5 protein-coding genes are annotated in these 14437 nt (G+C 51.8%); 3 read left to right on the top strand and 2 right to left on the bottom strand.

From position 1 onward, the window contains the following. Positions 1-33: 33 nt before the first annotated feature. The 3 genes from SH580_RS15970 to SH580_RS15960 all read left to right on the top strand — a co-directional run bounded on the left by SH580_RS15970 (position 34) and on the right by SH580_RS15960 (position 4303). Entirely contained in the window at positions 34-765 is a 732-nt protein-coding gene (locus SH580_RS15970) for a pseudouridine synthase (RefSeq protein ID WP_319831835.1), read from the top strand. Between the two features lie 82 nt (positions 766-847). After that, positions 848-1858, top strand: a complete 1011-nt coding sequence (locus SH580_RS15965; RefSeq protein WP_319831834.1) for a hypothetical protein — start codon at positions 848-850, stop codon at positions 1856-1858. A 135-nt stretch (positions 1859-1993) separates the two neighbouring features. Further along, complete coding sequence (locus SH580_RS15960) at positions 1994-4303, top strand: cation:proton antiporter domain-containing protein (protein WP_319831833.1); 2310 nt, start codon at positions 1994-1996, stop codon at positions 4301-4303. A 17-nt stretch (positions 4304-4320) separates the two neighbouring features. Here the strand turns inward: SH580_RS15960 and SH580_RS15955 are convergent, their stop codons facing one another. Next, positions 4321-6078, bottom strand: coding sequence for a ShlB/FhaC/HecB family hemolysin secretion/activation protein (locus SH580_RS15955; RefSeq protein WP_319831832.1), 1758 nt, complete (start codon positions 6076-6078; stop codon positions 4321-4323). A gap of 90 nt (positions 6079-6168) precedes the next feature. Next, positions 6169-14349 (bottom strand): MBG domain-containing protein, encoded by an 8181-nt coding sequence (locus SH580_RS15950; RefSeq protein ID WP_319831831.1) that lies wholly within the window; start codon positions 14347-14349, stop codon positions 6169-6171. Positions 14350-14437 lie beyond the last annotated feature (88 nt).

Below are 14437 nucleotides of genomic sequence, written 5' to 3'. Positions count from 1 at the left end.
CAGCCACGCAACTTAAAGACTCTAGTAAGCGTAATGTCAGAACAAGAACCACAACGCATCCAAAAGCTCATTGCCAATTCAGGGCTCTGCTCCCGCCGCGAGGCCGAACGCTTCATCGAAGAAGGCAATGTCCGCGTAAATGGGAAAATCGCCCAATTGGGCGATAAAGCCACCCTCGATGCCGCCATCTTCGTGAACAATAAGCCGATCATGCGCAAAGAAGAGCGCCCGATCACTCTGATCATGAACAAGCCTAAGGGCGTGCTTTGCACCAACTCAGACCCACATGCGGATCGCACGGTCTTCGAGCTACTACCTCCGGATCTACAGCGCCAACGCCTATTTTGCGCCGGGCGCTTGGATAAAGACAGTGAGGGCCTATTAGTTATCACCAACGATGGCGACCTTGCACACCGACTCACCCACCCCAGCACCGAAATCGTAAAGCGCTACCGGGTGGTGCTGCATCGCGACTTTAACAAAGCCGACATCCCCAAGCTACTCGCTGGCACCGAATACGAAGGCGACTTTTTAAAAGCCGAAAAGGTCATCCCTGCTCCGCAGATGGGCGAAGGCCACCTACGCCGACTGGAAGTGCACCTCCACCACGGCAAAAAACGCGAAGTGCGCCGCCTCTTTGAAGCGAACCGCTACTTTGTTAAAAAACTCGTCCGCGTGCAAATCGGCGGCATCGTGCTTAAAAACATCCCACGCGGCGGCATCAAGATCCTCGGAAAGAAAGATATCGAGCGCCTCTTCCGCTAAGGCCAGCAAGGCCAGCAGTCACGCCCGCGGCAGGATGGCTATGACAAGTCGCGCACCCAGAAAAACGAACCCAACGCAACACATGCTAAGAATTCTTTTTTACAGCCTACTCATCTGCCTCGGGCTTTGTCACAGCTCCCACGCCGCCAAGGAGATCCTGCTGCACCTGGCTCCGGAAGCAGACGCGCCTGTGATCGCCAAAGTGACCGCCAGCGAAAAGGTGCTGCTCGACACAGCGCCCGCACCGATCAATGCACATCTGGGCTGGCGACAACTGCCCATGCCCAGCCCCTTTACCGGCTATGTGCCCGAGGCTAGCTTGAGCAAAAACTTCGAAATCCAGCCGGGCACCCCGGTCCAATATCTGCCCACCTCGGAATCTGCCAGCATCACTCATATCGCCACTGGCGACAGCTATGAGATCGTACGCGTCAAAGAGGAATGGGCCACCGTCCGCCTAAGCAAAGAGATCACCGGCTATTTTCTAAGCGACGCCAGCCAGCAGTCGGCCCTCGATCTCCAAGCGCGACAGCTCTCCACGCCGCCAGCCCCCTCGGCCCAAGCACCGGCACCCCAAGCGATCGCTTTTCCCGAGCCAGTCGCCATCCCAGCGCCACGCGCACAAGTCAACCCCGACCAGCCTATCGCTCAACTGGACCCGAATACCCTGCCCCCCGAAAATGTCGCCTGGCAGCCTGCAACAGCGCAGCGGCACTCAGGCTCCGTGCCTCACTCTCCACTTCCCACTGGCACGGCAGCTGCCCCCGTCCCCGCGATCACAGATCCCATCATGGTCTCTCCCGACCAAACGCAGGCCTATGAGGCCAAACCTGAACTCGGTCCGGCCAAAGCCCCTCGTCTACTCACGGGCACACTGGTGCGTGAAATCAACGCCAAGGGCCCCGACTATCCGATTCGCCTCAAATCACCGGAAGGCAGACTGATCGCCTATGTGGACTTCTCAAAAATCTACATCAACGATCTGGCCCCCTACCTCGAACAAAAGGTCTACCTGCGCGGGCAGATCTATCCACTGCCCGACAGCCACGGCCAACTCGTCATTCAAGCTGAAAGCCTACGCTTAGCCGACTAAATAGAATCGGAGCACAGATCACACTGCCCACAGCCTAAAAAGCACCCATCTTCACACGTGGCTTGCAAATAACTTCGCGCTGAATTGAGATGGGGGAAACGTTGATTACCTGAACTAGGCTTCGTTTCCTCCATAATGAATTCCACAGTTAATTTAGTTGAATTTCTAATCCAGGACCTGGCAGTCGTCCTATTAGCAGCGGGCCTGAGCGGATGGCTTTGCAAACGTCTGGGCATCTCGGTGATCGTTGGTTATCTAGCCGCGGGCATCATCGTGGGCACCCCGCAAATCACCTTCCCCTACGTCACCGACGTGGTGCGCATTCAATTACTCTCCCAATTGGGACTGGTCTTTTTAATGTTCTTCATCGGCTTGGGCTTACGCCTGCGCAAGCTCCGTCAAGTGGGGCTCGGAGTGATGCTGGCCACAGTGATCACGGCGCTCGGTACGCTCACACTCGCGCGCTGCAGCGCCTTACTCCTAGGCTTTGATGAGACCACGGCCTTATTTCTAGCGGCCATGCTGATGGGCAGCAGCTCGGCCATAGTGGGTAAGCTCATTTACGACAACCAACTCATGCACCGCAGGGCGGGGCAATTGGCACTGGCGATGACTCTACTCGAAGATATCGTAGCCATTGTCATGCTAGGCTACCTAGGCTCCTATGTGGCGATGGAGCAAGCCAGCGGCAACGCAGGCATGGGCGAGATATTCGGCACGGTCGCTCTATTAATCGCATTTGTTGCACTCATCATTCTTCCTGGCATCGTGGTGTTACCACGCTGGCTAAATCGCTTTGAGAAACGGGGTGGAATCGAGCTAGAGACCTTAATCGTAGCTGGCCTACTCTTTGCCATGGCTTGGCTTGCACTCAGTGCGGGCTACTCGATCGCTTTGGGCGCCTTTCTCTGTGGCGTGATTTTGGCAGAAACCAAACGCGTGCAAGCCATTGAGCGCTCCTTCTCCGGACTGAAGGATATATTTGTGGCACTGTTCTTCACCGCGATCGGCATGGCAATCGATGTCACCCGCTTCCCGGAAGCACTGGGAATCATCGCTTTAGGCGTCACTCTGGCGTTTTTAGTGCGTCCGATCGCCGCAACTTTAGGTTTCCTTTCAGTCTGCGAAGATGAAGAGGTCGCAATGAAAGCTGCTTTCTGTGTCACCCCGATCGGTGAATTTTCATTCGTCATCGCAGGTCTGGGCGTCGCATCCGGCATCTTGGACGACACCATGCAAGTGGCCGCCGTGGGGATCTCATTTGTCACCTCCCTGCTCGCACCGATGACAGTCAAGAAAAGCGATACCTGGGTGAGGTGGTTTCGACCTTCGCGGATTGGATGGATCGGCACCTGGCTGACCAGTTATCAAAATTCGTGGGCCAAGGTAATGCGAACCTCAGATCGTAGTATCCTATGGCGCCTACTACGCCCGCGCCTGTGGCAAGTCGGCGCAGAGTGGTTATTGGTGACGGCGGTACTACTTTTTGCGCGTCCTCTGGAAGCGAAATTCACCGCTTGGGCCGACGAAACACTGGGCTGGTTACCCATGAGCGATCTGTTTTATTGGTTGGGTGTTTCACTACTAATTTTCGGGCCACTGATTGCACTCTATCGCAATATTTCGGCCATAGCCATGATCCTGGCGGACTACATGACTAGCAAGCTCAAGAAATCGACCGACAGTATGAGTCGGATCGACATCCTACTGCGCTGGGCAGGCCTCATTCTACTGAGCTTATGGCTGTTCAACCTGCTACCAATCGGCAGCATCGACACTGGCGAATGGATTATTCTACTGGTGGTCTTAGGCATCACACTCCACTACGGCTGGCGAAATTGGGTACGCTGGCATAGCCATGCCGAGCATTCCATCAAATCCGCATTTGCCGAAGAGCTCAACCCCGACTCCAAAGTGGCGGAATTGTCTAAAAAAGTCCGCGAAGAACTCGGCTTAAACATCATCGAGGTCGAAGTGCCATTGCGCGCTCAAGTGATCGGCCAAAGCATGGGCGAACTGAATTTACGCAAAAGATTCGGCGTCACCGTCATTTCAATCGACCGGCAGGGCTATTCACTCAATAGAGTGTCTGCATCCGAGTCGCTCTACACAGGTGACCAACTCTACTTAGTCGGCAGTGCAGAAAATCTAGAGCAAGCACTCGCGATGCTCACGCGGGAAACCGAACATGAAGAGCCCGCAGAGGCGAATTTAAGCAGCGCAATTCTAACTAAATTGGTCATTGCCCAATCCTCCCCATGGTCAGGCCGTAGCTTAAGTGAGTTAAACTGGCCTGCGCGTTTTGGGATACAAGTCGTCGGCATTCGAAGAGGCAGCAAGCTACAAGTTAGTTTCTCCGCTGCGGAGCAACTGCAAGTAGGCGACGAGCTCACGCTCGCGGGGCCGCTAACTTCAGTGCAGACGCTCTTGGATACAGCCAACTAAAGTGCACACACACAGCACTAATAGCTGAACTGAATGGAGACGTGGCTGCGATAGTTATCCCCGGTGCTGCTGCTACCGCTGTCACGCAGTTGCCAACCATGGGACAGGTTAAAGGTCAAATCCTGCGCCACTTGATAACGCAAGCCTGCTCCGACACTATGTAAAGAAAAGCCCTCTTCCCCGCTCAGCTTATCGGTATTCCAGGTCTTGGCGTAATCCTCGAACACAAAGAGGCGCAGCGCTCCATCACGTTCATATCCAGGCAGCCGCAGCTTGGTTGGAATGATCGGCAATTGTAGTTCCTGCGAGATGAAATAGGCATTGTCACCCACCACTTCGCTCTCTTCATAACCACGCACGGAATTGCTGCCGCCGGCACTAAACTGCTCACTACTGAGTAGATTGCTGTCCGAAAGCTGCAGCTCCCCGCGCAATAACCATGTCCAGCCATCCATGATGCCTGTGAAATGAGTGCTACGCGATAATTCCAAATTGGTATAGATATAGTCAGCGGTCGCAAATGCCCGCGACTGCCCGAAGGCATCGTCTTCATTTTTGGAGCCTAAATTACCGGGCGAATAAGTTAATTTGGCTGCAAAACTGGTGCTGCCAAAACGATCTGTCAGGCTGCCCTGATACTGCGCACGAAACTGTGCGACATGCGTCAGATTATCATAAATAGGAATGATAAAGGGCGCTAAGTTCAGCTCTAGATTGTTATCACTGGATTTATAATCCAGCCCCAGATTCACACGATGACTGTAGGCCTGTCCGATGGGGGGCAGCGGAATCTGATAATTTAGCCCTAATTGCCAACTGGTGCCCGCCTGATCAAAACCGCCACTGGGCAAGCTCACGATTTCAGAATAAGCTCCGAAAAATGTCGCCGTGTGATTATAGGGTAGATCCATAGTATAATTTCCCGACACTGACTTGGAGTGCTCGATATCCAAATCGCTGGTCGCTTGCATGGTCATTTGATGCGCGCGGCCAAATACATTGCCCAAGGTGAAGCCGACAAACATACGGTCTTCAGTGGTGCTCAAACTGCCGGTGTTATTGTATCCGGCAAACACACGATATGGCTTACGCTCGCGCACTTGCAGCACGACATCCGTAGTGCCGGGCGCCTCCCCTTTTTCGACGCGCACAGCTGCGGAACGAAAGGAATTTTGATTCATACGATCGATGCCTGTGCGTATAGTTTTCGGATCAATCTGGCCGTCCGCTTTTAATTGTAGGCGCGAAAGATAGCTCGCCTCAGAAAAATACTGCGCCCCCTCGACTCGCAACTCACCGACTGTACTCGGGCGCACCACAATTTGCACCGCGCCTGCCGTAATATCCTGCGGCGGAATATACACCGATGAAAAGGGTTTGCCGTCCTGACTCAGGATCAATTTGATCGAATACCGTAAGCGCTGCAGCGATTCTTGGGAGACTGGCAAACCGAGATATAATTCGATCACTCCTCTCATGCCCTCGCTGTCGAGCTCGGGATACTCGGCCAAGTTAGTCGTCCGCCCGGGCTGCAATTGCAAAGTATCCAACTGAGCAGGATCCTTTAAAATGATCAACTGCTTCAGCTCTTGGAGTAATATCTGCTCCCCCTGATTCGCGCCAATCAAATCGGTTCTTAACTGCTGAATATCCAGCGTTGGCGAGTCTGAGACCAATGGCTCGACTAATTGTGGCACGGGCTCTGGCTGTATCTTCTCCAGGTTCTGTGCATGCAGCGGATTTGCAGCTGCAGCAATCATGAGTGGAGCTAACAAGAGCCGTGATGACAGATGTATGAAAGATGAAGTATTTTTAACGCTCATTCTAATATCGGTAGTAGTAGTTTTTATATATAATCTGCCTGGCTACCCGCCGAACAGCATACTCGCCAGCGCCCCAGCCAGGATGGACTGATTGAGCGTATGGTCCTCACCTGCACTATTTGTTAAATCAAAGTTTGCGGGATTCATGTCTCGCCCGACTTCACTCTGAATACCATCAAAGATGACTTTTTGATCCGCATTGTCGAATACCTGTATTCCACGTGCGACACTGCCAACAACGGCACCCGCCACAATGACTGCTGGCACGGCCACAAGCGCGGCGGCACTCGCCCCCGCCAAAGACGTTCCCGCAGCGATCGAAGTGCCAACACCGGCAGCGACTTTACCGAAGGCGTAGGGCATCACAAAAGAGGTTAACACCGCCACACCAGTGGCAACGCCCGCTCCGGAGGCTCCGGCCGCAATCGCAGTGCCGACGATTTTACCTTCTAAATTATCCGTTACAAATTCGCCTGCGGCTTCGCTCATAAAGTCTGACCATGGTACATCCTTACCAAACAAGTCCGCTAAATTGGATCCTTTCGCCTCCTCGACTGCGATCCAGGCATCTCGCTTCTCAACCATACGTGCCGCCACATCGTCGCGTGCATCGCCTAAATGCTCGCCTAATAAATCTGCGAACTGCTGCTCTGCAGCACTGTATGTCGTAGGATCTTTATCTAAAAATGACTGGCTATACACGGCCAAAGGCTCGGCCAGCATCGTCATAAAATCCGGACTGTCGGCATTTCGCTCAAACCAACGCTGGATCAAGAATGGGCTAAGGTCGTCTAAGCTTCCTGTGGTGCTACGGGTAATTTCATAAAACAAACTCCCTTCCTCGAAAGTCAGACGCTCTCCATCCGAAAAAAGACTCTCGAATAATGCCATCATCATATCAATCCCCAGACTGTAATCGCCTCCGGCAAAAAGACTATCCAGTGTCGGCGCTGGCTGATTACCACTCACCACTGTCAGCTCTTGGTTGCTCGACTGATTGGCCAGATCCATCAAATCTGTGAGCGAGAAATCTGTGCCATTGATAGTGATGCTCGTCCCCGTATAAGACTGTACTAATGTATCGGACAAGGTGTTCGGCACGGTCAATTGAATGCTGCCATTATGGACCGCAGTCAGCACGTAATTTTCCTCGGTGTCATAGCCATCGTAAACTGTGAGATATTGACTCAAGTTGATTTCACCCTCCTCTGTAATCGCACTGGAGCTGCGACTTACCCCCGTCGATGGTGGTGCACTGGTGCCAGCGATCAAAGTGAGCCCATTCCCGATTAAACTAGAGTCTGCTGCCAGTTCAGACACCTCGGGGATAACGACATTGTTCATAGTCGGTATCACCGGCAACTGTGGAACACGCTCATCGTCCACAACTTGATAACGTATGACTGGAAAGGCGTCATCAATACTCTCACCAGCAGGTAGGCCTGTCACATCGGCGGCGACCACCAGGTATTCATCGTTTAAGTATGCAATCAACTCATCGATGCTATCAAAATCCAGAGACAAATCCTGAATGCTGAGCTGTAATTGACGCGGCAAGAGCGTGAACACCGAAGCGCTAAAGTCCTGCAAGGTATAACGAGTGGGATCAAGCTCGACTGAATCCAAGAGATAATAACCGACATCCGAGTTCGCATTCAACTGATCCAACAAGGGCACCGAAATCACATCGCTATAAGTATCATGTGCCGCGAGGCCATCTCCGCCGATCACAAAATCTGCGAAAAAGTTTTCATCACCATAGTAGCCGAAAGGATGACTATTCAGGCTCAGTGTGAGAGTGCGCGGGCTGATGATCATCGACTCGCTCCCACGGTTCACAGTCACAGTATAATTGCGATTATCCAGCACTCGACTCACCACATACTCCCCAGCAGGCGTATTGACAGACGGTGTAAAGAGTTCGAAGACATCACTCATCTGCGCGAATGATGGTAGGCTTCCTTGTGTAATAATAACTCCATCTTGCTGATTTTCGTCACCGTATAGGCGATCATAGCCCATCAAATCGACCCATAGATAGCGTGGTTCGATCTGCACATAAGGCGCCTGCCCTTCGGTGGGACCGAACAGTGTGATTTGATAATTATCATCCACATCCGCGGTCACAGTGTAGCGCCCGACATTTGCTTCCGCTCCAGGCACATTAAAATGAACCACTTCTTCAAAGGTATCAAAAGAAGCGATACCAGAGTTGTCGCTGGCAAAGAGTTCCTGGTAGGGCAACTGCCCAGCATCATCGCCGTAGGACCTGAGGACATTTGAGATCCGGTAAAACAAGGACCGCTGAGTGATGGTATACGCCGACTCTCCGACATAACTAAAATTGTAATTTGGGTCGCTAGTGATATCGAAGGCGTATGTGCCTGCATCCGTTTGTATGCTTGGCGTCTCCACTCCCAATGAGATGACATCCTCCAGACGATCAAACGAAGCGAGGCCATACGCAGAACCATCAGCCACTGCAAAAATTGAATCCTCGGGATTCTCACTTCCATACACACGCGTGAATCCGGGCAATTGTATCGTCACTGGACGTGGATTCACCGTCAAGATGCCACCATAACGGAGATCAATGATATAGTTCTCAAAACTCTCATTCACAAATTGATAAGTCCCCACCTCGGTCGTTTCATCCAGATCGCTGCGCAGCAAAATTTCGATACGTCGCTCAAGAGAATCATCAAACCATGCAAAGCCGTCCGAACCCTCGACGGTAGTGACAGAGAAAGAGCCATGATCTTCGCCATAGATGCTGCTTTTATTCATCGCGTCGACCTTGAGCACCCGTGGGTCGATTTGAATCTCACCTCCGTAGCTCGTGATATCGTAATTAGAATTGCTGACGCTCGCCATGTAACTGCCCACGTTAGCAGACTCATCTGGCAGGCTCAGAGGAAAAGCAGACTCTAGGGTATCAAAGGATGCCAAGCCTTGGCTATTGCCAGTCGAGCTGCGCTCGACGATAGTCACATCTGGATTGAGATCACCATACAATCGTGTAAAAGATGGTAGTTCCAACGTGATCGGCCGTGGATCAATTCGGAACTGAAACTCATCGGAAAAATCAACATTGTAATTACTATTTAAGGAAAAGACATCACTCCAATAGAGAACCTGCGGACTCGCATCGATGGCAGGTAAATCCGCGTGAATCACATCGGCCACGGTGTGGAAACTTGCTAATCCCGAATTGGCCAATCCACTGGGAGTTAAGACCTCAATGGGATCGAGTGTGGGATTAGCATCACCATAAACACGTCGCACGGAATCTGGCAGTTGCAATGTGATCTGGCGTGGGTTGATAGTCATACTGCCCTCAAACGAAAGTAGCTCATAGTTATCTGTAAGCATCGTAGGTGTCAGCGAATAAGTCCCGACATCGGCCGTCACCTCAGGTGCATTGACCTGTAACACGCTATCGAGCGAATCAAAACTAAGCAGATCGTTCGCGCCTCCGGCGATGCGATAGCTCGCGTATCCAGACGGATTCGCATTACCAAACACGCGCTCGATCTCATTTAAATAGACAAATAACGGACGCGGCGTGATACTGAACTTACCCGTAATAGAGTTTACAGTGTAGTTGCTATTAATGCTAGCGACGGAAATGGGGTATTCCCCCACATCACTGCTAACAGAAACATCTGCAGTCGGCGTGCTCAGAACGCTCTCGGGCGTATCTCCGGCAACAAAGAGCTCGTCGGTCTCTAAATAATGCCACAGGTTGATCGCATCGCCACCATACACGCGAGTCGCACCATCAAAAACCAGATCCAAAGCGAGCTGCTGAATGGTAAAGCTGGTATTGGCAAAACTGCTCAACGTATAGTTCGAATCCAGCACCTTGCCCGTAAAATTATATTCTCCGATGGGCGTGAATGTCTGAGTCGGATCCTCAACTTCGAACACAGTCTCAACTGTGTCCCATGCAGTCAGGTTGGCTACAATCAAGTGATCACTCACATCAAGGCCTGCATCACCATAACTGCGCACACGTTCGCTGGCATCCATATCGATCAAAACAGTTAAAGGTCGTGGCGTCACAGTGAGCAAACCGGGGTTTAGACTTCTGACTTCATATTTCTCAGAGTCGATGCTCCCATTGACCAGGTAGTTACCGACATCCGAAAACTGTGTGGCTGTAGTCGTGAGATCACTGAGCCGTATATCACTGAGATCGTCATCTAATTTAAAACCATACGCTTCCTCGATCTCAACAGCCGAGAGCGCGGAGGCATTACCATCACCATAAAGGCGACTGACCCAACTCAATGAAATATCCAACGGTGCCTTCGTAACAGTTAGAAATCCTGGCTCGTAGCTGATCTGATAATTTCGATTTGAATCGGAGCTCACATGGATGCCATACTGGAGTGCATTCGAGGCGGGCGTAGCCGAGGTTGACAAGCGCAGATTAGAAATGACCGACTCATCATCAAAACTCGCTAAGCCATCAAAACTTGCACTAAAGATGGGATTGGCATCGCCATACTCACGAGTCGCATCGTTCGCCGTAATAGTCAGCTCTCGTGGTGTAATATTCAGAAAACTCGGATTAAAACTCAGGCTATAGTTCTGAGCAGTAGCCGCCAATAAGCTCAATTCGTAGCTACCGACCTCAGAGTATTCATTGGCAAATACTTGGAACCGCTCTGAAGTCACAACATTTGCAGTATCTCCATTACGCAGACCATAAGCGGTCACACTAAAGTCGGGGTTCGCCTCACCATAGATTTTTGTAGCTAATGTAGGCGCCACCAGGAGCGGCGCTTTGGTAATCGTTAACTTCCCGCTCTGTAGCGTCACATCGTAATTCTCATTCGTTTGGGTGACGTCCAAATCGATCGAATACGTGCCGACGGAGGAAGTCACCGCAGCCGTTGACGATAGCTGAATATCGCTAAAGACATCCGAACTGCTATGCCCCAAGCGATACTCCGAATCGTAGAAGCTAAAGCTCGGATTTTCCAAACCATACTCACGGCTAAAACTATTCGCCGTCAAAGTCAGGGGCGCTTTGGTAATTTCTAAAGAGCCATCGACATAGCTGATACTATAGTTGGGGTCGACATAAGCGGACGGAGTCAAAGTATAGTGACCGATACCAGCTAACACAGAAATCTCATTATACTCGACCAGACTGCGATTAAATTCGCCACTGAGGAAGCCCGAGCCTGTGGCATTGTAAGTCGGATTATTTAGACCATATTCACGACTGAGCGTGGGCGCAGTAATTGTGGCAGCGCGCGGAGTTACCGTAGCAGTGCCCGCCACATAACTAATACTGTAATTGGCGTTGCTACCACCGGAAGGGGTGATCGCATAGGCGCCCACATCTGCGGTGGTCAAACTGGCAGTGCTGCTATAGCTGATACTTCCAAGGTCGGATTCATCATCAAAAGATGCCAAACCGCTGACCGAACTAGCAAATGCGGGTAAGGCATCCCCGTAGGTTTTCTCCAAGTCTAATGCAGTGATCGTTAAAAGGCGTGGGTTCACTGTCAATGTGCCATTGGCATAGCTAATATTGTAAGCCTCTGCCGTGGCGCCGAAGGGAGTGATGGTATAGTTACCTACGGGGGAAGTTAAGTCCGCGCTTGTGCTAAACTGTAATCCATTCACTACGCTGGCATCGTCGCCGTCGATGAGGCCATCAAAGCTAGCAGTGAAGTCGGGATTGTGATCACCGTAATAACGAAACATATCATCTGCTGTGATCAAGAGCTCAACTAAGGCTGCGGCTTCTACCGATAAAATGCCGTCTACCAAGTTCAGGCCATAATCATAATCCGACAAAACCACAGTGCCCGTTGCGAGATCGATGGAGTATTCGCCAATCGCACTGGTAATATCTGCACTCGTGCTCAAAGCTGGTGCCCCGCTGAAGACATCAGCAGCCGTATCACCAGCGACCAATCCGGACACATTGAAACTAAGAATGGGGTTCGCCTCTCCGACTGTTTTGGAGAGGTTATTCGCAGTCAAAGTTAAGGTCGGAGCGAGACTGTATAGGAAACGATTGCCGGTCTGGGTAATTGAGTCCGGCGCGTTGGCAGAGAAAGTCTTATTATAAACGGGTGCCCCCAGCAGGCCACCTTTTACCGTGTCGCTGGGATTATCTGAATAAACCAGAAAACGGCCCATGCCATCTGGCATTAGAGCATTCGCATCACTCTGATTAATAAAGGCACCTGCTTGCGCCGCGAGAAAGAGGTCCCCCCCAATCATCCCGTCTCCATCCAGTTCCGGATAACCTGAATTGACCGCGAGCTGAGTGCCGGCGCTTAAGGTTAAATCTCCCACGGTGGAAATCCTCACATCCCCGCCCGTCACATTAAAAAACCCATCCAGCACGAGACCGCCCGCACTGTCGACAATCACCACATCATCATAAATCATCCCGTCCGCCTCACTGGTAGTGATCGTTCCAATTTGATTGGCTGCATGATCGATTGAGATTCCTCCGCGAATACCGCCTTCAGCTCCGTTTCGACCTGGTAGACGATTGGGATACTGAAAATCCAAGGTATTCACCGTGAGCGCCCCATTGATGTCAATCGCCCCCATTGGCCCAAAATTCGAATTCCCGACATGGGAATCCACGGTGCTATTGCGGATGGTGATCGTATCCGCAACAATCGACGCCGCGCCATCGACAATAAAATCACCCGTCAGTGTAGGCCCGCCGAGCACTTCGCCATCATAGGCAAAACCTAAGCCGAAAACTACATGACCACTGCCAGCATTTAAATCGGCATTGATCCAAATATCATTGGCCGATTCAAATGTCAGATGATTCCCCGAGGTCCAGCTAACGGCATCATTGACCACGATTGACGAACTCGCTCCATCATCAGCCAAACTGGCCAGCAAGGTCACATCACTGAGAGCCAGTTGCGACTCCAGCGTCGACACCTGTAAGATCGACCCCGAATCCAACTCATCTCCAAATACATAGGGGTCGCCTCCCAATGAAGATGCACTATCGCCGCCCGCCAGCTGAATAGTCAACGAAGCCGGGTCGAGCAACAAGCTGCCCGCTGCCCCATTTGCAGCGGACAAATCCACCAAACCAGCAAAGTCCAAATACTGCTTACCAGACACTTCCACAAAGGCACCCGCACCAGCTTGCGCCCCTCCTTGGCCATAAATATTCCCCCAGAAGCGAGTCGCTTCGTCTGCCCACACGATCACACGCCCCGCATCTGCATGCTCACTGCTGGCACTCACATCGATCACGGCCTCCTCAGTCACTACGGTCCGCGCCGCATTGGCGATGGCTGTATTCTGCCCGCGATAATCCCCCCCAATCAGGACTTCGCCACCACTACCGTCGACGTTATTGGCGAGAATTTGCCCGCTATGTGCGATCACGCCATCCTCAGCGGTAAGCAACACGCGCCCATTGCGCACTTCGGCCCCAGTCGCCTGAATGTAGCCTGTCTGATTGATCGCTAACTCATACAGATTTCCACCCGCAGCCACGAGCTCTGCCTCCGCAGCTTGGATCACACCGCTGTTATCCACGCCAAGCTCGGAACTGTGTCCTGCAAGCGAAGTTTTCACCATTATACGCGGATCGCCCTCAGCCATCAGTAAGACCTCTTGCCCTGCAGCCAGTCCGACCATCCCCTTCGGTGCATGTAGCTCACCTGCATTAGACACTTGGTGGGCAATAAGTATGACATCTCCATTGGCTGCGGTGATCTGCCCCAAATTCACCACACTGGCAGCGGATTCGCCCACAAAAGACAAGTCGCCTCCATTCAGAAAATCGCTATCCGAAAGATCCAATGCCGAGGCAATAAAATCGGCAGTATTAATCGATGCGTCTGGCCCGACCACGATACCATTGGGATTGATCAAATATACACGTCCATTGGCACTTAACTGCCCCATCAGACTGGAAGGATCGGCCCCCATCACTCGATTTAACAGGACCGAATTTTCGTCCAATTGCTGAATATTCACCACACTATTCGCATCGATCGAAAAGCTCTGCCAATTGGCGATCGCCTGTGGCGTGAGCTGATGAATATTTAAAAGCGCCCCATCCCCGGACAAGCGAATGTCACCATGACTCACTTCCAGGCCACTCGGCAGCGCCGCCTGCAGGGAGCTGGGCGGTACAGCCAAAACGGCAGTGAAAAACGCAAGGAGTAGTAATTGACTAAAGGGAAGGGACGATTGGAGATCTCTCATAGCTGGTAGGTAGATACTATCACACTAGCTTCGACTAGTTATGCGGGGCAAATCGTACGTTTGAGTAAAATTACTCAAAGAGCGCACT

It is taken from the genome of Coraliomargarita algicola, from assembly GCF_033878955.1.
In the GTDB taxonomy this organism is placed as follows: domain Bacteria; phylum Verrucomicrobiota; class Verrucomicrobiia; order Opitutales; family Coraliomargaritaceae; genus Thalassobacterium; species Thalassobacterium algicola.
The sequence above is the reverse complement of the archived record's forward strand: the minus strand, read 5'-3'. Positions and strand labels throughout refer to the sequence as shown.

What these genes read in the sequence shown, in the direction of transcription:
- SH580_RS15970 (WP_319831835.1), top strand. Translation starts at nt 34, where the DNA reads ATGTCAGAACAAGAACCACAACGCATCCAAAAGCTCATTGCCAATTCA.
- SH580_RS15965 (WP_319831834.1), top strand. Translation starts at nt 848, where the DNA reads ATGCTAAGAATTCTTTTTTACAGCCTACTCATCTGCCTCGGGCTTTGT.
- SH580_RS15960 (WP_319831833.1), top strand. Translation starts at nt 1,994, where the DNA reads ATGAATTCCACAGTTAATTTAGTTGAATTTCTAATCCAGGACCTGGCA.
- SH580_RS15950 (WP_319831831.1), bottom strand. Translation starts at nt 14,349, where the DNA reads ATGAGAGATCTCCAATCGTCCCTTCCCTTTAGTCAATTACTACTCCTT.